We start from the raw sequence: 22004 nt of genomic DNA, 5'->3' as shown, positions 1-22004 counted from the left end.
CCAGCCTGCTTGGGCTCATCATCCCGGCAGCCACGCCGACCAACGGAGAAACTGTCCATGTCATGGAATCTGGTACGTCTCACCCTGGCGCGCACGCGCGAATTTCCGGAAGGTTCGCAGGAGCATGCCTATGAACTCATCGTTCCGCTGCTTTCCGACGGGCGGATCGACCGGGAAGCTTTCACGGCATCGCCAGCGCGCGCCACGGTGCAAAAGATCCTGCCCGGACAAGGCGTGACGCGCGGGCAAGTCCTGCGCAAGCAAGGCGGCTGGGCCTTTTCCTATGCACCGGGTGACGCCGACGACGAAGCCGTCTTCCACATGGAAAATCACCCGCTCGCGCTGGGCAACTACGTCACCCTGACCGAGCCGGACGGCGACGCGCTCCCATTTCGGGTCGCCGCCGTCCAGCCCCTGCCAAGCATGGTCAGCCGTTAGCCGCGATGCGGGAGGACCAGGCGCTGGCCGCAAACAAAGGGGCAAGGCTTGGCGAAATCCCGTGACCAAAGCGAAGTGATCGCCTTTCTTTCCGACCCCGCAACTTACCCGGTCGGCGAGCCGATCGAGCGCATCGATACCCATGCCGCGATCATCTTCCTCGCCGGCGAGCGCGCCTACAAGCTCAAGCGGGCGATCCGCTATCCCTACCTCGACTTTTCGACAGCAGCAAAGCGCAAGACCGTGTGCGAGGCTGAACTGGCACTCAACCGCCGGACGGCGCCGGAACTCTACCTTGCGGTCCAACCCGTCGGCCGGCGCGAGGATGGAACCCTGACGCTGGGTGAGGGGCAGCCGATCGACTGGCTGGTGGTGATGCACCGTTTTCCGGCCGAATGCCTGCTCGACGCCATGGCTCGCAAGGGGCCGCTGGATCGCGGCCTGATCCGCGATCTCGCCGACGGCATTGCCGCGTTCCACGAGGGGGCCAAGGTAGTGCCGGGCGCCGGCGCGATGCGTGTTCGCAAAGTGATCGAGGGTAATCGCGCAAGCATGGCCGCCCTCGCCGCCGGTCTCCTGCCTGCCGGTGACTGCGACCTGCTCCATGAACGCAGCCTCGCGCTGCTGGAACGTCTAGCCCCGTTGCTCGACGCGCGGGCACAAAGCGGGCACGTCCGGCACTGCCACGGCGACTTGCACCTTGCCAATATCTGTCTGTGGCGCGGCCGGCCGACATTGTTCGACTGCCTCGAGTTCGATCCGGAACTGGCCACCACGGACGTGCTGTACGATCTTGCCTTCCTGTTGATGGATTTGTGGCAGCACGGCCTGCGCGCGGAGGCTTCGCTGCTGTTCAACCGCTATTGCGACATGCGCGAGGAAAGCGATGGGCTTGCCGCCATGCCGCTGTTCCTCTCGATGCGCGCCGCCGTGCGCGCGCATGTCGAGGCGAGCGCCGCCGAACGGCAGGACGATAAGGCAAAACGCGAAGGCAAGCTGAAGGCAGCACGGGACTACCTGACCGCCGCGCTCGTCTTTCTCGATCGGCCGGGACCCCGCGTGATCGCGATCGGCGGCCTGAGCGGTAGCGGCAAGTCCACGTTGGCAGGGCGCCTCGCCCCGCTTGCCGGCGCGGCGCCGGGCGCGCGCTGGCTGCGGACCGACGTGCTGCGCAAGCGACTGGCCGGGGTTGCTCCGGAAGACCATCTGCCGCAGGCGGCCTATACGAAGGAACGCAACGCCGAGATCTATCGCAAGCTGCTGGAAGAGGCGCACCTCGCGATCGCGGCGGGAATGCCGGTGATCGTCGACGGCGTCTTCGCCGATGCCCGCGAGCGCCGAGCGATCGCCGCGCTGGCCACCTCGGCCGGCACCTCCTTCACCGGCCTATGGCTGGAGGCGCCTCGCGAAATCCTGCAGGCGCGGGTCGGCGCCCGGCATGGCGATGCTTCCGACGCCGATGCCGCCGTGGTCGACCGCCAGCTCGGCTATGTGCTCCGCGATCTGGACTGGATCAGGATCGCGACTGCGGGAACGGCAGAAGACGTGCTTGCAAGCGCCCTGCCCCTGATCGAAAGCTGATCTCATGACCACGACCATGCGCGCCATGCAACTCGATGCGCCGGGAATGCCGCTCAGGATGGTCGAGCGTCCGCTTCCCGGGCCCGGTCCTGGCGAAGTGCGGATCGCCATCACTGCCTGCGGGGTCTGCCGCACCGACCTTCACGTCGCCGACGGTGACATCCACGGGGGCCTGCCGATCGTGCCGGGCCATGAGATCGTCGGCCGGATCGAGGCGGTGGGCACGGGAGTTTCGGGCTTCTCGGTCGGGGACCGGGTGGGCGTGCCCTGGCTCGGTCACACGTGCGGACACTGCCCGTTCTGCCTTAGCGAGCGGGAAAACCTGTGCGACCAGCCGCTGTTCACCGGCTTCACCCGTGACGGCGGTTTCGCCACCCATTGCATCGCCGACGCCCGCTACTGCTTCGCCATGCCGGATGCCTTCGACGACGTGCACGCGGCGCCGCTGCTGTGCGCCGGGCTCATCGGCTATCGCGCCTATCGCATCGCGGGTGATGCTCCGGTGCTGGGGCTCTACGGCTTCGGGGCCGCCGCCCATATCCTTGCCCAGCTTGCGATCTGGCAGGGCCGCAAGGTCTTCGCCTTCACCCGCGAGGGCGACCGCACCGGACAGGACTTCGCACGCCGGCTGGGATGCCACTGGGCCGGTGCCTCGTCGGACATTCCGCCCGAGCCGATGGATGCCGCGATCATCTTCGCCCCGGTCGGCGCACTGGTCCCCCAGGCGCTCAAGGCCGTGAAAAAGGGCGGCCGCGTGGTCTGCGCCGGCATTCACATGTCGGACATCCCGGCTTTCCCCTATGCTGACTTGTGGGAGGAACGGAGCATCGTTTCGGTCGCCAATCTGACCCGCAGCGATGGCACCGAATTTCTCGACCTGGCGGCCAGAGTGCCAGTGCGAACCCACGTGACATCCATGCCGCTCGCACAGGCCAACGACGCGCTGGATCGGCTGCGCGCGGGCGAAGTAGAAGGTGCTCTCGTGCTGGTCCCCTGAGCAGGACCGGCGGCGGCAAATGTGCGCCGCGCGGCATTCGCATGATTCCCAATAGCACTTACCGGGCGCAAACGAACCCGGTTTTCGATCCTGATTGACGACAGTCCAGTTGAATCGTATCAATGATAATGCGAATCATTCGCTATATCATTTGGGGCAATAAGCGCGCATGAACGATAATCGAAGCCTTTCGCGGGGCGGAAGGGCGGTCGACCTGTTGATGGGCCTCTCCGGCGCGGCGCTCGCATTCGCGCCAACGTCCGCAAGCGCGCAGGATGGCGACCCACTGGTCTTCGCGGATGCACGGAACACCATAACGGTGACCGCGACCCGGATACCGCAATCGATCCTCGACGTTCCCGCGACAGTCAGCGTGATCGACGATGCGCGGATCGCTGACGAGCTGGTCTCCGATATCAAGGATCTGGTGCGGTTCGAACCGGGGGTCAGCGTCCGCCGGGCGCCGACCCGCTTCGGCGCCGCCCAGGGCACGACGGGACGCGACGGCAATGCCGGCTTCAACATTCGCGGGATCGAGGGCAACCGCGTGCTCATCCAGGTCGACGGCATCCGCGTGCCGGACGAATTCAGCTTCGGCGCACAGGCGGCCGGGCGCGGTGACTATGTCGATCTCGGCCTCGTCAAGTCGGTGGAGATTCTGCGTGGCCCCGCCTCCGCGCTCTATGGCAGCGACGGTCTTGCCGGTGCGGTGAGCTTCATCACCAGCGATCCGGCGGATTTCCTGGGCAAGGATGGGCGTATGGCCGGCCTTGCCCGCGCCGCTTACGACTCGGCCGATAACGAGTTTTCCGAAAGCGCGATCTTGGCCGGTCGTTCGGGCGACTGGTCCGCATTGATCGCCTATACAAGGCGCGACGGTCATGAACTCGACAACAAGGGCGGCGTCGATGCGCCCAACGCGACGCGAACCGCACCCAATCCGCAGGACACGAATTCCAACGCGGCTCTCGGCAAGATCGTCTGGATGCCCGACGGCTCCAACCGTGTCCGGCTGACGGTCGATCATTTGGATGCGCGTGTCGGCACCGATGTGCTGAGCGGCATCGCCGCGGTGCCGAGCGGAGCGACCAGTGTCATCGGGCTGACCGCGCGGGACCGGACAAGGCGAGATCGGGTCAGTTTGGACTGGCGCTATCAAGGTAGCGGCGTCATCGACCATGCCCAGGCGGCGCTCTGGTATCAGGACGGCGAGAATCGTCAGTACACGGCTGAAGATCGCAATACGGCCGCCGACCGAACGCGGCTCAACACCTTCGAGAACCGCGTATTGGGCGCGATCGCGGAAGCGCGCAGCGATTTCGCGAGCGGCGCGATCGCGCATCGGCTGATCTACGGCGGCGACATCAGCATCACCCGCCAGCAGGGCCTGCGCGACGGCACTGTCCCGACCGCCCCCGATGTCTTTCCGACCCGCGCCTTTCCTATCACGGACTACACCTTGGCCGGCGCCTATCTCGCCGACGAGATCGTCTTCATGGGTGGGGCGTTCACGCTCTTTCCGGCGCTTCGCTTCGATCACTACAAGCTCGATCCCAAGGCCGATCCACTCCTGCCCAATTTCGTGACCGCCGGGCAAAGCGGATCCCGCGTCTCGCCCAAGATCGGCGTGGTCCTGAAGCTGGACGGCGGCACCAGCGTCTTCGCCAATTATGCGCAAGGCTTCAAGGCGCCTTCGCCGAGCCAGGTCAATCAGTTCTTCGAGAACCCGACCTCGCCCTTCTTCGCCTATAAATCGATCCCCAATCCCGACCTGCGACCCGAAACCAGCAAGACGTTCGAGGGTGGGCTGCGCTTCGCCAGCGCGCATCTCGATGCCACTGTCACCGGCTTTTCGGGCCGCTACCGCAATTTCATCAGCCAGGAGCAGATCAGCGGCACCGGGACCGTGGCGGACCCGATCATTTTCCAGTTCATCAACCTTGCCCGCGTGAAGACCAAAGGCGTCGAAGGCAAGCTGGAGGGCCGGGCGGCATCGGGCATCACGGCCAACGTCGCGATCTCCTACACCAGGGGCGACGTCGTCGGAGCTTCTGGGACGACGCTGCCGCTGCTCAGCGTCGATCCGCTCAAGCTGGTCGCGGGCATCGGCTATCGCCAACGCCAAGGCCGCTTCGGCGGGCAGATCGTGATGACCCATTCAATGGGGAAAGAAGCGAGCCGCACAGCCGGGCAATGCACGCCGTCCTGCTATCGCCCCGACGGCTTCACCATTCTCGACGCCACCGCGTTCGTGCGGGTCGGCGAGGCATTCGCGCTGCGGGCGGGTATCTTCAACCTGCTCGACAAGAAATACGCCTGGTGGAGCGATGTGCGCGGCCTGGCGGCCACGCCCGCAAACCTCGCCGTCGCCGATGCCTATACCCAGCCTGGTCGTAACGCGAGCGTATCGCTTACGGCCCGCTTCTGATCGGGAGATCCAAAATCATGACCAAGACCATCACCCTGCGCCTGCTGCTCGCCGCCGCGATGCTGGCGCCCGCCGCATCCCCGGCCCGCGCGGACGGTCCCGTCGCCCAGCGGACCGCCACCGACGAGCAGGCCGCGTTCGCCGCTGACCGGGCTTCGATCCTCGCCATGGCAGGCGACTATAAGGTGACCTTCGATTTCAGGGAAACGACGCCCTGGCGCGCCGACTATACGCCGATCGCCCCGAAAGTGTCGGGCGGCCATGAGAGCGTCCGCGTGATCGAAGACAGCGGCCGCCGCATCGTCCTCCAGCATTTGCTGGTAGTGCCCGGCGACGCGGGCAAGACGGTGGTCGTCAAGCATTGGCGGCAGGACTGGACGTACGAGCCGGTCGAGGTGTTGGTCTACGCCGGCAAGGGGCGCTGGACGATCGAGGCTGTGCCCGAGCGGATGCGCAAGGGCCGCTGGTCGCAGACCGTCTGGCAGACTGATGATAGTCCCCGTTATGGAGGATGGGGTGAATGGACCAGCGAAGGCGGTGTTCGCCGCTGGCGCAGCAACTGGACCTGGCGCCCGCTCGCGCGGCGCGACGCCGTCCGCCATCCGCCTTACGACCGCTATCTCGCGATCAATCGCCATTCGCCGAGCCCCGCTGGGTGGATCCACTGGCAGGACAACATCAAGATGGGGCCGGATACGGCGGCGGCGGATGCGAAGATCGTTCCGTTCGTCCAGGAATCGGTGCTCAACAGCTATGTCCGCGACGGCGCCTTCGACGTCAAGGCCGCCGACGATTACTGGAACGCGACCAGGGACTATTGGGCTGCGGTCCGGACCATATGGGATGAAGCGATCGCGCGCGGCCGCGGCGTCGCGGTGCCCGAGATCGCCGAGACCGGATCGGCTTCGGGTGAACGCCTGATGGCTTATGCCGATGATATCCAGGCGGGGAAGCTGACGACCGGCAAGGCGATCAGCCAGGCCCGTGCGGTCATCGCCGAGGTCACCCGCTGATCGCGGCAGCAATACCTGCGCGACGCCACGATCCGCCTGCCGTTAAAGATGATGGTGTGGCGCGGATGGTCCCCTCCTGATGGACATCCGGCTTGGAGCCGAATTTGCCGCCAGGGCAGGCGTTGGGAATCGAAAGCCTCATCGGATTACGCCGAAACTGTCAAAGCGGCTTCGGCCATCGTCCTGACGCCGGCAGGATCGGTGACGGATTCGATGTTCGTGACGGTATCGCGGCGCGCATCGCTGATTTCCTTGACGATGCCATCCGCCGGCCCAGATGACTTCCCGGTCGATCAGGCGCTGTTCCAGGATCGGTGATGACAGCCCTCGCTCCGCGTGACGGGGGGCCAGTGCGGCTTCGGGCAGTCTCCGCAGCCGTGATGGGGGCCAGCGGTCCGCCATCGGGCATGGACGAAACCTCATCGAATGTGACTGCGCGGCGAGGAAGGAGGAGCAGGAGAAGACTACCAATCGCCACGAGGATGCTGGAGGCAAACAGAAACGGCCAATAAAAGCCGGTCAGGCCCAGAAGCAGGCTCAAGATCACACCGCCCGACGCCGCCGCGATCGTCGTCGCCGCCCCCACGAGCGCGAACACCGAACTGTAGAGCCTCATTCCGAAAAGGCTGTAAACAAGATAGCCGAGAATATCCGTTTCGGCGCCATAGGCCAGTCCAACAAGCAGGATTGCCGGCCAGGCCAATACGGCCGCCGCATCATGCATCGCCAGGATGAACAGGCCGCAAGCCGAAAGCCCCAGGGCACCGGCCGCGACAACGGGGGCCGGGAAGCGGTCGAGTGCGACGCCGCTTATGAAGCGTCCGACCAGCGTTCCGGATGCATAGGCCGAAATAAGCAGCGAGGCGTCCTTGCCGGTAATCCCCAGTTCCTTGAGGATTAGGCTCATTTGCGTAAGCAGCGGCATGCTGGGGATGTTGACCAGCCACATGCTGACAAACAGCAACCAGAAATACTTGTTGCGGAATATCGACATGAAGTCCGCTTTTGCCGTTGTCTGGAAGGCGCGCGCCTGCTTCTCCTTCGGAGGAGGCATCAGAACCACCGCGGCGATCCCGAAAACCAGAGTGAACAGGCTGACCGCGAGGTAGCCGTTCCTCCACCCATGGTCCTGGACAAAATTGTTCAGGAGCGGACCGCCGATCGCGGCGAGAGCCGATGGTCCGGCCGCCGCAATGGCAAGGGCGAGGCCGCGCGCCTTGTTGAAATATTGAACGACGACGCGGCAATAGACCATGGGCGTCGTCGCGAACAGGACAATGGCCTGGATGAACATGATCGCAGCATATGTCGCGAAATTCTGCATCTGGCTGAGGGCCAGATATATGATCGGAGACGCCCCGACACCGATTGTCGCGACCAGGCGGGCGCCGTGCGTGTCGGCCAGCCGGCCCAGGATCGGCGCGGCGAATACTCCGCTGATGGAAAAGCCCGTCAGCAGCGCAAGATTGGATTGCGACCAGCCGAACTCGGCCACAAGTGCCGGTCCCATAATACCTGCTGTATATCCGAAGATCATGAGCCCGCACGACAGCCCCAGCACGGCCGACAGCAGCGCCCGCCAGCCTGTCAGCAACTCACCAAAATAGCTGTTCGTTTTCATTCACCGAACTCCCAAGATCTTCGGCAATCTCAGTCGACGAACTGCGTCAGGCCTTTGTTGCGTTCGGAGATGCGCGTGCGCAGAGTATTGTGCATGATGGCGCTCGCGATGTACTGACCGACGATAGCCGGAAACTCTATCTGCTGCTTGTCGGTCCACTCCAGAGCGAGTGCGTCCCAAACCTCGTCGGAAACGGCCTGCCTTTCGCAAAGGTCTTCGACGGCTTTCAGCATGTTCCGTTCGTGGTCGCTCCACCCCGGCGCGGTGGAGCCGACGGACAGGCGCCGCAGGTCCTCCTCCGAAATACCGATCGACCGGCCTATTTCGACATGCTCGCCATAGGGGTTGGGCGCACCGCAAAGCCATGTCGTGCGCACGATAATCAATTCGCGTTCACGCGCGCTCAGTTCGCCTTTTGCCAAGAGCTGAACCGACATATCCATCGTGCAGCGAAACAGCGGGAAATGCCGGAAAAAGAGCCGGTACATCGGCGAGATTTCCGACCCTCGCTGGTTACCCATGGATTCGCTCATCTCATCGGCAAATGATCGTGCGTCGCCGTCGAAGTCGCGCAGTTCCAATGGCTCTAGGCGTTGCGGCTTGCCGAGAATTTCCGCCTCTCGCGCGACGGGATCGAATTGCAGCCCTGCCGTCGAACGTTCCTCGGTCGATGCCCTTGCCATTTCGGTCCAGCCCCTCTTCGCCCGGTACGCGGCTGTCATGCGCCGCTGAATTCCTGGTCTTGCAGCATGACGTTACAGGTATGGTTTTGAGTTTCAATACCTAATTCTTAAATTATTGTTCCGCCGATTCGACTGCAACAACACCGCGCGGGCCTGGCGTGCAGCGTTCGAAGCTGATCGCGGTGAAATGGCGCTTCGCAAAGCGCCAGCCCTCGTCGGTCCGCACGAGATCATCCTTGTAGAAACCGTACATGTGCAGGCCGCCCTGGCCATCTGCCTTGCGTGTGACCTCCTCGAGCAGACATCTCGCCGATGCCGCATCGCCATCGACGTCGATGCTGACCGAGTGGATCATCTGGACGACATATTCGAAAACCGCCTTGTTCCCCGCAATCGCCCCAACGATCCGCGCCGCGCCTGCAATCTCGAAGTTGAATGGTTCACCGGCGCCCCAGCTACCGTCTTGCATGAACAACGGCAGAATAGCATCCGCATCGCCCATGCTCATTGCGAGAGAAAAACGGTCGATACACTCCCGTATCGCAATATGGTCCGCAACTTGAGTAGCATTCATCGGGATGTTCCTTCTGCATGGCTCGATGGCACCTTTTCCCGCGCCTCGGCATGCGGCGCGAGAGCCTTGAGGCCCGCCTCGGCGAAAGCTTGCGCAATGCCCTTCCCGATGCCGCGACCGTCACCTGTGACGATCGCGGCCTTGCCGGTCAGCGCGTAGAATTCCCCGTTCAAGATTTGCACCCGATCCCGGTCCGGACCTGCCTGTCCAGGGTCTCTGAGGATCGCGTTGACTGGCCCAGCCTGCGGCAGACATCCAGGCCGGCAAGATAGGAAAATGTCATGGCGGGACCAAGGGTCGCCCCCGGACCGCAGTAGGCACCGGCCACCGCGCCATTCGAACAATTGCCCGAGGCATAGAAGCCCGCGATCGGTTCGCCGGTCCTCGCCGAAAGGACCCTGCCCTTTGCGTCGATCCGCAGACCTCCGCGCGTCGAGTTGGCGCCCGGGTAGACCGGAAGGGCATAGAAGGGAGACTTGGCAATCGTGCCAAGGCATGGGTTCGGCTTGTTGTCCGGGTCACCCCAGTTGGTATCCCAGGGATTTTCGCCGCGATGAAAGTCCTCGTCAACGCCGTTCACTGCAAAACCGTTGAACCGTTCGACCGTTGCTTTCAGGGTCTGCGGATCGACTTCGATCGATTTCGCCAAGTCCTCGAGCGTTGCGCCCTGGTGCAGCCAGTCGGGCTTTTCGCCGGGCGGGATCTTGAATGCGAGCAGCATGTAACGATCGACACCCTGCTGGTCGAAAATGAACCAGGCGGGGAAGTTGCGCGGCCCAGCTCCGGACTTGGTGCCGAAAGCTTCGCCGCAGTCATAGTAGTTGGTCGCCTCATTCATGAAGCGCTTGCCCGACGGGTTGACCATCATCGTATGCGGCAGGATGCGGTCCTCGCGAGTACCGGCGAGGTTCGCTACGCCGTTGTCCATGCCCAGAGGGATGTGGGGCAGCCACCAGGCGTCGCCAAGGCCGGCCATCTGCGCTCCCGCGGCCATGCCCATCAGGTGTCCGTCACCCACATTTGCCTCGTTCTCGCAGGTAAAGTGGAGGGGCCGGTTCAGCCACAGACGTTTCAACTCTTCATTATGGCCGAAGCCGCCCGTTCCCATCAACAAGTTGGGAGCGTGAACCGTCAGGTCCTCGTCTCCCTGACGACCCCGAACCCCGGCGATACTCTCACCATCCTTGATGATCTCGCTTGCCTCGGCCTCCGTCAGGACCTCCACGTTGCGGGCAAGGCAGGCTTCGAGCAACCACCCGACCAGAGCGGTTCCGCGCCAATATATATCCGTGTCGTCCGCTGGCGGCGCCTTCATGGCCGACATTGGGAGCAGGTGCTTGCGCTCGGTATAATAAGCCAGAAGGTTGTTGGCGCTCTTGAGCCTGGGATCGATCCGCAGATGCCGGGCCCAGTCTCCAAGGCGCGACAGCGAAAAGCCCATCGGCTCCAACGCCCGTCCGCCATGCTTGGCGCCAGGCAGCCATGCGCGATAATCTATCATGCCGCCGATCGGAGGAAATGCCTGAAACTCAATTCCGGCCTGCTCCATCAGATAGGCGATCATCGCCTTGCCTTCATCGACCAGCGCTTCGATATGTTCATCATCGCCATGATCGCCGGCACAGGCCCGCATATAGGCGAGCGCTTCCTCGCGCGAATCCTCGACGCCGACGGAGGCCATGAGCGGATTGCACGGTATCCAGATCCCGCCGCCCGAAATGGCCGTCGTCCCGCCGACAAGGCCCGTCTTTTCGAGTACGATGACTTTCGCACCGCCTTCAGCCGCCACCAACGCACCCGTCAGGCCGGCGCCCCCGCTGCCAATCACCACAAGGTCAGCAGTATATTCCCTGCCCATGTATCACCCACTCCCAATCCGAGGCCGATGCACGACAAGCATCGTTCGCGCCGTCGCGAACCCATCCTGCCCAGGGGCACCGATATCCTTACTTGACCTGGACGAGTTCGATTCGCGTTCCGTCCGGGTCGGTGCAGAAAACGATGTCTGAAACCGCCGTCTCGGTCAGCGTCTGGAGATGCGCGCGTCCCCCGGCTGCTTCGATACGGCGGCAGACTTCGCGAAGGTCGGAAACATTGAAACACAGATGCGTGATCCCGCGCTCGTTCATTGGCCGGCGTTCTGAGGGGCCGGTCACTTCCGGGAACTCCGCCACTACGAGTTCCAGCATTCGGCCTCCCAAGTGCAGAAAGGCAACCTTGCCCCGATAGCCTGGCAGTTCGGTCAGCACTTCGAACGACGATCCGATGTCCAGCCGCCTTGTCACCGAAAATCCGAGCGCATCGCAGTAGAAGCGGATGGAGTGTTCCAGATCTCCGCAGCACACGCCGCCATGCGAAAATTCAACAGTGGGACCGACCATGGCCTTCTCAGCGGCCCCGCCAGTCATTGGGCCGAGCCGCCCGACATCTGCTTGGCTTGGCGGACGAGCTTGGTCGCCTTGATCCTCCAGCCGTCAGGCCCCCGCAGATATTCTTCGTAGTAATAGCCATAGCCATGGAATTCGTAGCGATCGCCGCGAACTTCGAGATCCACGACATCCTGCATGGCCCAAATCGCGCGGGCATCGTCCGGCCCGGTGAAGGTTATCTCTGGCATGGTAGCGCGATGAACCGTCGTTCCGGACTCCAGTGCCTTGGACACCGATGCGACCACGGAATCCGGCCCGACGAACAGGCCGCCTTCGGTTTCCACCCTACAGTCTTCGGTGAAGAGCGCGCGCCATGCTTCCCAGTTCTTGCCGTCGACCATTCGGATGTAACAAGCCTTGAGCTGCTTGATGGCTTCTATGTCGGCAAGGCGGCGAAGCTCCTTCGCGATATCGTCTGCTGCGCTCTCTTGCACCGCCATATCAGCCGACTCCATCTCCCAGGACCAATCGTCCTCGTCGGCCTGCCCAATGGTTTTGGCGCAGTGATCTTGGCCGATCGTGAAAAGGGACGATAATTGATGAAAACGGGCATGGCAATAGATTTAAGTTAATTGACTTATATTCTTTTACCGACAAATCTGGCCGCGCCGCGCGCCGCAGGCGCGATGCGAAATCAAGCAGAAAGGTCGAGGATGAAGAGGCTGGAAGGTAAGGTCATTCTGGTTGCCGGTGGCGGCGGAATCGGAAATGCCTTGTCCAGGCACTATGGTGCCGAAGGGGCAAGCGTGGTCATCGGAGACAATCACCCGGATCGCGGCCAGGCGGTTGCGGATGGGATCGTCGCCGCCGGCGGAACCGCCGCCTCCATCAGGCTGGACGGCCGGGACGAGGACAGCATTGCCGCAGCGGTCGCCCTTGCCGAACAGCGTTATGGAGGGCTCGACGGTCTCCACGTCAATTTCGCCGCGCTTTCCGAAGCCAGGGATGACAGTGACGTGGTCAACATTCCGCTCGACGTATTCGATCGGACCATGGAAGTGAATGCGCGCGGATACCTCCTGTGCACCCGTCACGCCATTCCCGCGATCATCGCGCGCGGCGGCGGATCGGTGATCTACACCGGTTCGGCCGCGGCCTACGTCTCGGAGCCCGTGCGCGTCGCTTATGCGATGAGCAAGGCGGCCGGGCATGCGCTCATGCGGCATGTCGCGGCGGCCTATGGTCCGCAGGGCGTACGGGCCAATGTGATCGCCCCCGGCATGGTGCGCCATGAAGGCTGGGATCGCATGCCGCCGGACATGGCGACAGGCATCGAAAATGCCGGCAAGTCGGTTGCCGCGATAAAATCCCGCATCGCACGGCCCGAGGACGTGAGCGCCATGGGGGTGCTGCTGATGTCCGACGCGGGAAGCTACATCACCGGGCAGGTCATGGGCATCGATGGGGGGACGACGATGCGTCCCTGAGAATTTGCCCCGATCTTGGCCTCGCCCCAGGGGAACCTGCCGGTCAACCGGGTTCGTAGGGCAGCGCGACCATCAGCGAGGACGCCTTTTTCCCGCCGACCTCGGTCGTGCTGCCGGGGTGGGCCACGATCTTGAGGTCATCTTCCGCGAATATGCGTGCCAGACCGTCCCGGACATGTTCGGGCGTAAGATCCGCATGCTCGATGCCAGGCGTCGCGGCGATCAGCCGTGCCGATACGTGACCGCCCGCCGAATCAAGAAGCATTCCCGTTACGGAGCAGCTTTCATGCGCCAGAAAAGCGATGGCCGATGAGACAAGCTCGGGCTTGAAGCGCGCGTCATAGGCTTCCTGCATGGCCGGATCGTTCATCTTGAAGAAGCGCGGGCCCGAGCGCGTCGCCGCACCGGGGCTGAGGGCGTTGACCTTGATCCCATGCGCAGCGCCTTCATTGGCGAGGCCGCGGGTCAGGCCGTAAATCCCGAATTTCGCGGCCGCGTAGACGGTCAGCCCATCCATCCCGAACATCGCACCCGATGTCGTGTTCACGATACGACCGTACCCGGCACGGACCATCGGCGCCCAGGCCGCGCGCGACATCCAGATATGCCCCATCAGGTGAACGTCGATGAGCCGGTGGATATCGGCGGTCCTGATTTCATCGAAACCGGCAACGCAGCCGATGCCGGCATTGTTGACCAGAATGTCCAGACGTCCCCAGGCATCCAGCGCCGTCTGGACAATGCGCTTGGCCGATTCCTCATCGGCCACGCTGTCGAGGCTGGCGACCGCCTCTCCCCCGGCATCGCGGATTTCCTGCACGACCGCCTCGGCATTGGATTTCTCGCGGCCCGTGCCATCCGAGCCCACGCCAAGATCATTCACGACCACACGCGCGCCGCGGCTGGCAAGCAACATGGCGTGTGCCCGACCGAGGCCAGGATTTCCCCCCGCCCCGGTAACGATGGCAACCTGTCCGTCGAAGCGAAGTTCGCGCATCAGGTCTTGTCCAGCCCGCTTACTGATATTCCAGCTGCGCCGCCGCCGCTGCGAGACGCGGAACATCCCGCATCAGCATGGCCTCAAGCTCGGGCAGACGCCGACCATCCTCGGGCGGTTCGGAATAGCCGCAACGGAAGTTGAGGTGTTTCTTCAGCGCTGCGGACATTTCCCCGCCGGCGATCAATTCCTGATACGTGGGCGCGATCCGCTCGGCGATCTTGGCCAGGTGGGCACGATCCAGGCCAAGGAAGCGGACCATGTTCTCGCCCAGGATCGCGCGGCCTTCGTTCTCGGGAACGCCCTGAAGCAGATCCGACAGATATTCCCGCGTATTCGGCCAAGTCGCTTCGGTATGCGGATAATCGCGTCCGAACGCCATCATCTCGACGCCGATTTCGTGGCGGAGCGCCATTTCCGCCTTGTTCATGAACGACAGACCGGCGATCACGTTGACCCCCCAATATTCGCTGGGCCGGCGCTTGCACGCGATCCTGTCGCGATTGGCTTCCCAGACCTTGTCCATCAGCCCGAGCACTCCGGGAATCCAGTCCGCGCGCACTTCCGTCACCATCATCCGCAAGGTTGGATGACGATCGAAAATGCCGCCCATGATGAAATGCCAGAGCACCTGCCGCGAGCGCAGGTCGCTGAAGACGCCATGGTCGTTGAAAACGCCGGTCATCAGTTTGTGGCCCAACGCCGCTACATCGCCGCCCTCAGCCTTGTTTTCCGACGCGGCGGCTTCAACTTCGGCATGCATGTAACCCTGCGGCATGCCATAGCCGGCATGCGTGATGAGCGTCAGCTTGCGCTCTGCATAAGAAGCGAAAACCGGCTCCCAGTAGGGTTCGAAAACCGGAATCTGATTTGGCACCGCGCAATAGCAGGGCGTGTATGCACCAGCGAAACCGTGATCGGCGATCCAGTCCACTTCGTCGAGCACGTCCTGCAGATTGACGCCCGACAAGGGCGCACCGATCATCAGGATGCGATCCTTCGACTGGGAGAATGTGTCGGAACACCAGCGGTTGTATGCGCGCGCACCGGCATCAAGCGCAGGAAGCGCATAAGTCGCGTTGGTCGTGTTCCAGAACAAGTCGATGGAACGGAAATCGCCTGGGAAGGCAAATTCCGCGGCGATACCTTCGCGATCCATCTCCGCGATGCGCACATCGTGGTCCCACAGGCCCCACTGGCCTTCGTCGAACCGCCCGTCCTTGTCGAAGACCGGACGCTCCGAATCGGGAACGCGCAGCCCCCCAAGATGCGCCATCGAACCGGAAAACAACTCGCGGTCCTCATGCAGGCGCTGCAGATACTTGTGATATTTCTTTTCGAGATAGTCGGGCCAGAGCTGGGGCGGAACCACCGCGTGGCCGTCTGCAGACGTGATGATGACCTTTTCCATGGAAGCCGCTCCTTCTCTCCGGACGCCAAGGCGCGGACTGGCCAGCCGCGGGCACCTATTAAGTCAGCATTCTTATTTTCTTGGATCAGGTTCGTCAACGCATTTCTGAATCCGCCAGGCCCTTGCCCCGCGATCCTGGCCCATGCGCCTTCGGGCCCGTTCGTGTTACTCGGAGACCGGCGCCTGCAGGCCTGCTGTGAGAAAATTCGTCAGGTCGGTCAGAAGCCAGTTCAGGGGCCTGCCCAAAGTCTTCGCCTTTATTGCCGCCTGATACCCGGCGAGGATGTGAACGGTCGTGATCGTCATGATCTGCCAGCGGTGATTGAGCACGTCCACGTTGAGATGCGGCATCAGCTCGAGCATGATGGCGCGCAGCTTGGCGAGCTCTTCCTGCGATCCGCCCTGTCCAGGAGTGCCGCCGGTTTCAATCGCCAGGCGCGACAGGAACCGGAGATAATAATTGTCCTCATCCAGAATGGATGCCAGCGCATCGACAAAGGCGCTGACATAGTCACGCACTTGCGGTTCGCCTTTCTGCGAGGCGATCCGCTCCAGGCGCTCGGCGCGAACCTTCTCGATCAGCGCGGCACGATACTTGGTCACTTCCACGACCAGATTTTCCCGGTCGCGAAAGTGATATTGGACCGCCCCGTTGTTTTTCTGACCGGCGGCAAGGCCAATATCGCGCAGCGACACGTTGCCGATGCCGTTTTCGGCGAAAAGTCGTTCGGCCGTCAACATAATGCTTTCTCGCGTCGATTGACTTCGGGCATGACGCCCGTCCATGGTGTTCGCAGAAACCCTTCCTGTCATGGAATTTTCGTTCTTCTTCATAACTCGGCCGCCATTGTCGGCGCTATTGAAACTAGAGCCGAAGATACTACCCCCTGCCTGCCGGATAACTTGAGCTCTGGCCCGTTTTCACTGGAGCAGCGCGCAACGGCATCGGCATGTGAACGTCGCCGGCCTATGCCCCAGCGCCCACGCGCCCGCAAGCCCGCCCGATTCGATGAAACCTATTTCGCGCCCACCCCTCTGGTGAACCGACGGCATCCAGGCCGATGTCAGGCACTGCCTACGGCGGCTCGCAATCACGACAGCAAGGAGAACAAGAGTTCCGATCGATGAGATCGGGTATAAGTGCTCAACCTACCCCTGCCTTGGCACATTGAGGCGCTCGGGGGCGCGCCGCTCCCATCACGGAAGAACTTACACGCTTTGGGAATCCTGCTAATGGGACAATGATCTAGACCACTCGAATCGGATCTCATCTATTGTGCTGATTTTTCAGATCGTTTGCGCTTGAGTTTGTCAACACGCATAGTCCGCAAGGATGCCAAGGAGCGCCGCGAGCGCCTGATTACTGCGGCTGTCGATTTGTTCGGCAGGGAAGGCTTCGACGTGCCGCTGGAAAAGATCGCCTGCCTGGCGGGAGTCAGCAGGATGACGCTTTACCGCAACTTTCCAAACCGCGAGACGATCATTGCGGCCGTCCAGCAGGTCCACCTCGAACGGGTTCAAGAGCTTGTCGCGCAGTGGGCGGACCGGGACGATGCCTTTCTGCTCGCCATCAATATGATGGCCGAAAAGACGCTCAATTCCGGTGGTTTCGAGAAGCTGCTGGCAAGCAGGAACAGCACGGAAGCCCATACCGAGGTTTTCGTCAGCGGGGTTACGAGCATCCTGTCGGAACCGCTGGAGAGGGCCAAGGCGGCTGGTCTTGTCAGGAAGGATTTCGACATCAGCCTGGTCGGCATGGTCATCCTGATGCTCAGCGGCGGGGCGCTGACAAGAACGAATGGAGATCGGCCGGTGCTCGACATGGCACTGGATCTGCTCACGACAGGTCTTGCCCCCCGATCCAAGCCGGCGCGCGATTAAAAGGTCAGGCGATAAGCGGGGACAGGTTTTTCGCGCGAGACCTGCGCCAGATGTAGCCCTCGATTGCCATCTCGCGCACGAACGCCGCGCGCAGCGTGAAATGTCTCGCCTCGATACCGCTTCACCAAAGCCCGTGCAGCGTCAGGCTTCCTTTTCCGCCATCACGAGGCCGGGGAGGCCATCGGCGCGCCACTGGATAAGGATTTCCTCGAACTCGAGCGCCGAACCGCCGAAAGTACCATTGAGAATGACGCGTTCGTCCGCGCGACCTTCCTGGTTGAAGTAGCTGGGCGTGCAATCGCGCCACATGGCGAGGTTTCGCTGTGACCTCTGCCGGTGGATATTCACCCATTCCTGTTCCGCGTCAGCCGTGACTTCGACGGTATCGGCGCCACGATCCATGGCCTTGCGAATGATCGCTGCGATATGAGTCGCGACGACTTCCTGCGCGAACGGGAAATTGTTTTCCCACGAACCTTGCCGCGTGCCCGACAGCATGAAGTTGGGGAAATCGTGGACATGGATGCCGTGCAGCGTGGAGGCCCCGTGCTCCCACTTGTCTTCCAGCGTCCGGTCACCCCGACCGATCACCGGGATCGGCGTCCCCTTCTCATAGGGCGAAAGCTCGAAACCGGTAGCGAAGACCAGGCAATCGACCTTGTATTCCTGTCCATTGGCGAAAACCGCATCCTCTGAAATGCGCTCCACGCCCTTGCCGTCGGTATCGACCAGCGTGACATTGGGCTGATTGAAGACATCCAGATATTCATCGTGATAGCAGGGCCGCTTGCACAGCCAGTTGTACCATGGCTTCAGGGCCTCGGCGGTATCCCGATCCGTGATGATCGTGTCGATGCGAGCGCGGATGTCTTCCATCATCCGGAAATCGATCAGCTGCATGAGCTCCTCGATCTGCTTTTCCGCCATGTCCGGCCGGACATTCTGCATGATGAGCTTGCCGAACTTGGTCCAGCCGTCCTGAATGAGATCGACCGGAGTCATGCCTCGCACCGCCAGCACGAAGTTGCGCATCCGTTCCTGATGCCAGCCCGGCTTCAGCGAATTGTACCATTCGGGATCGGTAGGGCGATTGTCGCGCACGTCTATCGACGATGGCGTGCGCTGGAACACGAAGAGATGCTTGGCTGTTTTCGCCAGATGCGGGATGCACTGCACCGCGGTGGCGCCGGTGCCGATGATCCCGACGACCTTGTCCTTCAGCTTCTCCATCGGTTCGTAGGGGCTGCCGCCGGTATAGTCATAATCCCAGCGGCTGGTATGAAAACTGTGCTGCTTGAAGGTCTCGATCCCAGGAATGCCGGGCAGTTTCGGCTCGCGATAATGGCCCGATGCAAGGATCACGAAACGCGCGCGGATCTCGTCGCCCCGATCGCTCTTGATGATCCAGCGCGAACTGGCTTCGTCAAGGCGCGCCTCGTTGATCGAAGTATGCAGAAGCGCGCGGGAATAGAGGTCGTACTTGCGGGCAATCGCGCGGCAATGTTCCAGGATTTCCGGCGCGAAGATATATCTCGCGCTCGGCATGGTGCCGACTTCCTCGAGCAGCGGCAGATAGATGTAGGATTCCACGTCGCAGGCCGCGCCGGGATAGCGATTCCAGTACCAGGTGCCGCCGAAGTCTCCGCCCCGTTCGAAGATGCGGATATCGTCAATTCCCTGCTCGATCAGCCGTGCGGCCGCGAGCAAGCCGGCAAAGCCGCCGCCGATGATGGCAACCTCGACATCCTCGCTCCGGGCGTCGCGCTCCTGATATTCGGTATAGGGATCCTGCAGCCGACCTTCGAACTGGCTGCCGCGCATGCGAAAGAACTGCGCCTCGCCTTCCGGGCGCAGATTGAGGCGCTTGTCCCTTTCGTAATCGTATTTCTTCCTGAGCGCCGCTGAGTCAAAATTGAATGGTGTGGTGTTCTCGGCCATTCTTCCCATCTCCCGGATCGAATCTGCGGTGAAAGTGAGTGGTGCTCGACGGTGAACTTCAAGCGGCCCTTCCCGTAGCCGCCTTCATGAACCGCGACGCCATGCGTAGATGAAACCGCATCCGGTTCGCCGGCTACGAGGTCGACATCGCGGATCCGGCCGAATTTTCCGTATCTGCAAAGAGCGTGTGAAACAGGCGGAACTTTTCCCGGATCGCCTCTTCCAGGGACCCGGGGAACCTTTCGTCGCGCCAGTCCTTCACCGCAGCTTGATAGGTTGCGAACACGACCTGGGTGAATAGCCTTGTTGCGGCATCGGGCTCGTCAAGGCCCTGCTTCTTCGCCACGGCATCGGCGACTTCATCGGTGCTGATCGCAATCAATTCTGCTGCTTTCCCGCGCAGCACATGCGAATTCTCGACAATCTTGCCGTAGGCGACCACTGACTTGCGATCCATCCCTTCCGCAGCTTCGACGAGGGATTCGCAGATAGCATCAATACGCGGCAAGCTTTCGGGCTGCTGCATGTAGCTTGCGGTAACTTTCTTGGCCCACAGGCCTTGCCCCTTGAACACGACCTCATCCTTGGTCGCAAAGTAGCGGAAGAACGTTCGCACGGAGGCGCCAACATTTTCGGCTATCGCTTCCGCCGTGGTCGCCTCGTACCCGTCGGCGAGAAACATGCGCAAAGCCGCCTGTCGCAGCAAAGTTTCAGTCCGCTGCTTGTGCGCATCCCGCAGGGACAGTCCTGCGAATTGCTTTTCCACCGGGGATATCTTTACCTCAAACATCGCCACTGGAATGACCATTTGGCATTAGGGTGTCAACCCTTCGGAACCAGTGTTCGCAGCGCCATCCGGCGACGGCGATGCGTGTGGTGACGGTCCTCATTCAACTGCGGGCACCGCCGGCGTGCAGCGCCGCGCGATATCCAAAGATGAAGGATGCACCGATGCTGGCCCCTGCACCGGGGTATTTGTCGCCGGTGACCGAAGCCGTGGAATTACCTGTCGCATAGAGGCCGGGCAGCACCGAGCCATCCTCCTTGATGACCCGCCCCCATTCGTCGGTGACGATGCCACCATAAGTACCGACATCGCCGGGATAGAGAGTGACCGCATAGAAAGGTGCCTCGCTCAGCGAGCCGAGCGTTGGACTGGGCTTGCTGCGCGGATCGCCGAAATAGCGGTCGTAGGCGCGCTCGCCGCGGTGAAAGTCTTCATCGCGCCCCTGGTCGACAAAGCCATTGTACCGCGCGACTTCCGCCTCAAGCCCGTCGGGATCGATCCCCGTTTTCGCCGCCAGTTCGCGCAGCGTGCCAGCCTTCTTCATGTAGCCGCTGGAGAGCCAGTCTGGCGGCATATATCGCGGCGGGGTCATCGCCCAATTGTAGCGGGCACGATGGCGGCGATCCATGATGGCGAAACATGGGACGGCACCGGCCCGATAGATGTTCTGGCCGGTTTCCATGTAGCTGCACGCTTCATCGGTGATGCGCTTGCCGTTCTTGTCGACCACGATAAGATGCGGTTTTGCCAGTTCGTTGGCATGCATGCCCGGCCGCCCGTCCGGCTGACGCGAATACACGCACCAGATCGCCCGGTCGAGACCGTGAACGGCAATGCCCAGGTCCATGGCGCGCAGGATCATTTCACCGGTGTCGCCAGGGTTGGATACGGTCCATTCGGTAGAACTGGGCTGCGGCCCGTATTTCGAGCGCATCCCGGCATTGTGGGCGAAACCGCCGGCGTTGATAAGCACACCCTTGCCAGCCCCGATCCGCTTCTGGACGCCGCCCGCGTCGACGATCACCCCGGTTACGCGGCCGTCCTCGACAACGAAGTCCGTCACCCCATGGTTCAAGCGGATATCGACGCCATGTTTCAGCGCCACTTCGAGCATGCGGCCCTGGATCGCACCGCCATTGCTGGCATAGGCGACGCCAAGGAGGTGCTTCCTGACGATACGATATGCGACCTTCAGGCTGACCGCAAAGCCCTTCAGCGTGCGCGCGAAAAGCGCGAGCTTGTGCCCTTCTGTGCCCTGTACCGGAATGGGAAAGATGTTGCCGCGCAGCTTGTCCTTCCAGGGTCCAAGGCGGTTGCGGTCGAACAGTTCCATGCCCAGCGATCGACCGTCCGCCTTGCCGCCGGGGCGCTCGTCGTAATAGTCGGGCCAGCCCCGGCAATAGATCCACTTGATGCCCTTGGCGCTGAGCCAGTCGACCATTTCGCGCCCGGTTTCGACATAGGCGCGCTTGCGTTCGGGGGTGGAGCCGGGCTGATCGGGAACAAGGCCGGTCAGATAGCGCAAGCCCTCCTCAACCGAATCTTGCACACCGGCCTTAGCCATCAGCGAATTTGCCGGGATCCACAGGATCCCGCCCGACATGGCGGTAGAGCCGCCGGCCATGTCGGTCTTTTCGAGAATGAGCGGCCTGATGCCCATGTCGACGCAGGCCAGCGCCGCGCACATCGAGCCGCCGCCGCTGCCGACGATCACGAAATCGGCAGCTTCATCCCAATCCGCCATACGCTCATCCCCTGCCTGTCATTTTCCGCAATCCGCGAAACAGCCCCCGCTGTTC

At 62.3% G+C, this 22004-nt stretch carries 20 protein-coding genes; 7 read left to right on the top strand and 13 right to left on the bottom strand.

The features are described from left to right. The first annotated feature begins 57 nt into the window (after positions 1-57). The 5 genes from BM052_RS08255 to BM052_RS08235 all read left to right on the top strand — a co-directional run bounded on the left by BM052_RS08255 (position 58) and on the right by BM052_RS08235 (position 6457). The gene (locus tag BM052_RS08255) at positions 58-438 is read left to right on the top strand and encodes a hypothetical protein (protein WP_091145399.1); all 381 of its coding nucleotides are present in this window, start codon (positions 58-60) and stop codon (positions 436-438) included. A 48-nt stretch (positions 439-486) separates the two neighbouring features. After that, positions 487-2019: a bifunctional aminoglycoside phosphotransferase/ATP-binding protein gene (locus tag BM052_RS08250; RefSeq protein ID WP_091145398.1), complete on the top strand. Its 1533-nt coding sequence runs from the start codon at positions 487-489 to the stop codon at positions 2017-2019. A gap of 4 nt (positions 2020-2023) precedes the next feature. Further along, positions 2024-3016 carry a zinc-dependent alcohol dehydrogenase family protein gene (locus BM052_RS08245; RefSeq protein ID WP_255406032.1) on the top strand — a complete coding sequence of 331 codons (993 nt, stop codon included), beginning with the start codon at positions 2024-2026 and terminating at the stop codon, positions 3014-3016. Positions 3017-3185: 169 nt separating this feature from the next. Further along, complete coding sequence (locus BM052_RS08240) at positions 3186-5444, top strand: TonB-dependent hemoglobin/transferrin/lactoferrin family receptor (protein WP_255406031.1); 2259 nt, start codon at positions 3186-3188, stop codon at positions 5442-5444. Positions 5445-5461: 17 nt separating this feature from the next. After that, positions 5462-6457 (top strand): DUF6607 family protein, encoded by a 996-nt coding sequence (locus tag BM052_RS08235; RefSeq protein ID WP_091145395.1) that lies wholly within the window; start codon positions 5462-5464, stop codon positions 6455-6457. Positions 6458-6617: 160 nt separating this feature from the next. On the opposite strand, the gene BM052_RS08230 is transcribed toward BM052_RS08235, so the two are convergent. From BM052_RS08230 to BM052_RS08205, 7 genes are all read right to left on the bottom strand, one after another. Then, positions 6618-8078 carry an MFS transporter gene (locus tag BM052_RS08230; protein WP_091145393.1) on the bottom strand — a complete coding sequence of 487 codons (1461 nt, stop codon included), beginning with the start codon at positions 8076-8078 and terminating at the stop codon, positions 6618-6620. A 29-nt stretch (positions 8079-8107) separates the two neighbouring features. Next, complete coding sequence (locus tag BM052_RS08225; RefSeq protein ID WP_091145392.1) at positions 8108-8800, bottom strand: carboxymuconolactone decarboxylase family protein; 693 nt, start codon at positions 8798-8800, stop codon at positions 8108-8110. A gap of 73 nt (positions 8801-8873) precedes the next feature. Continuing rightward, a complete protein-coding gene (locus tag BM052_RS08220) occupies positions 8874-9335 on the bottom strand; it encodes a nuclear transport factor 2 family protein (protein WP_091145389.1) in 462 nt (153 codons plus the stop codon). Further along, positions 9332-9508: an SDR family NAD(P)-dependent oxidoreductase gene (locus BM052_RS19870; protein WP_177198394.1), complete on the bottom strand. Its 177-nt coding sequence runs from the start codon at positions 9506-9508 to the stop codon at positions 9332-9334. The genes BM052_RS08220 and BM052_RS19870 overlap by 4 nt, the downstream gene beginning before the upstream one ends. After that, positions 9505-11193, bottom strand: coding sequence for an FAD-dependent oxidoreductase (locus BM052_RS08215; RefSeq protein WP_091145386.1), 1689 nt, complete (start codon positions 11191-11193; stop codon positions 9505-9507). The genes BM052_RS19870 and BM052_RS08215 overlap by 4 nt, the downstream gene beginning before the upstream one ends. A gap of 88 nt (positions 11194-11281) precedes the next feature. Then, entirely contained in the window at positions 11282-11716 is a 435-nt protein-coding gene (locus BM052_RS08210) for a VOC family protein (RefSeq protein WP_177198393.1), read from the bottom strand. A gap of 23 nt (positions 11717-11739) precedes the next feature. Beyond that, positions 11740-12204, bottom strand: a complete 465-nt coding sequence (locus tag BM052_RS08205) for a nuclear transport factor 2 family protein (RefSeq protein WP_177198392.1) — start codon at positions 12202-12204, stop codon at positions 11740-11742. A gap of 213 nt (positions 12205-12417) precedes the next feature. Here BM052_RS08205 and BM052_RS08200 point away from each other — a divergent pair, with 213 nt between their 5' ends. Then, complete coding sequence (locus tag BM052_RS08200; RefSeq protein WP_091145381.1) at positions 12418-13191, top strand: SDR family NAD(P)-dependent oxidoreductase; 774 nt, start codon at positions 12418-12420, stop codon at positions 13189-13191. A gap of 43 nt (positions 13192-13234) precedes the next feature. Here BM052_RS08200 and BM052_RS08195 read toward each other — a convergent pair whose 3' ends face one another. The 3 genes from BM052_RS08195 to BM052_RS08185 all read right to left on the bottom strand — a co-directional run bounded on the left by BM052_RS08195 (position 13235) and on the right by BM052_RS08185 (position 16433). After that, on the bottom strand, positions 13235-14188 hold the full coding sequence (locus tag BM052_RS08195) for an SDR family NAD(P)-dependent oxidoreductase (protein ID WP_091145379.1): 954 nt from the start codon (positions 14186-14188) through the stop codon (positions 13235-13237). Positions 14189-14207: 19 nt separating this feature from the next. Next, a complete protein-coding gene (locus BM052_RS08190; protein ID WP_091145377.1) occupies positions 14208-15599 on the bottom strand; it encodes an amidohydrolase family protein in 1392 nt (463 codons plus the stop codon). Positions 15600-15764: 165 nt separating this feature from the next. After that, positions 15765-16433: a TetR/AcrR family transcriptional regulator gene (locus BM052_RS08185; protein WP_091145374.1), complete on the bottom strand. Its 669-nt coding sequence runs from the start codon at positions 16431-16433 to the stop codon at positions 15765-15767. Between the two features lie 468 nt (positions 16434-16901). Between BM052_RS08185 and BM052_RS08180 the strand changes: the two genes are divergently transcribed. Further along, positions 16902-17480, top strand: a complete 579-nt coding sequence (locus BM052_RS08180; RefSeq protein WP_177198391.1) for a TetR/AcrR family transcriptional regulator — start codon at positions 16902-16904, stop codon at positions 17478-17480. A gap of 141 nt (positions 17481-17621) precedes the next feature. On the opposite strand, the gene BM052_RS08175 is transcribed toward BM052_RS08180, so the two are convergent. From BM052_RS08175 to BM052_RS08165, 3 genes are all read right to left on the bottom strand, one after another. Next, a complete protein-coding gene (locus BM052_RS08175; protein ID WP_091145370.1) occupies positions 17622-19418 on the bottom strand; it encodes a flavin-containing monooxygenase in 1797 nt (598 codons plus the stop codon). Between the two features lie 133 nt (positions 19419-19551). Further along, entirely contained in the window at positions 19552-20184 is a 633-nt protein-coding gene (locus tag BM052_RS08170; RefSeq protein WP_177198390.1) for a TetR family transcriptional regulator, read from the bottom strand. Positions 20185-20308: 124 nt separating this feature from the next. Further along, positions 20309-21949, bottom strand: coding sequence for an FAD-binding protein (locus BM052_RS08165; protein WP_091145365.1), 1641 nt, complete (start codon positions 21947-21949; stop codon positions 20309-20311). Positions 21950-22004: the final 55 nt, after the last annotated feature.

The sequence above is a fragment of the Novosphingobium sp. CF614 genome (assembly GCF_900113255.1).
Taxonomy (GTDB): domain Bacteria; phylum Pseudomonadota; class Alphaproteobacteria; order Sphingomonadales; family Sphingomonadaceae; genus Novosphingobium.
This window is presented reverse-complemented; position numbering and strand designations above follow the sequence as displayed.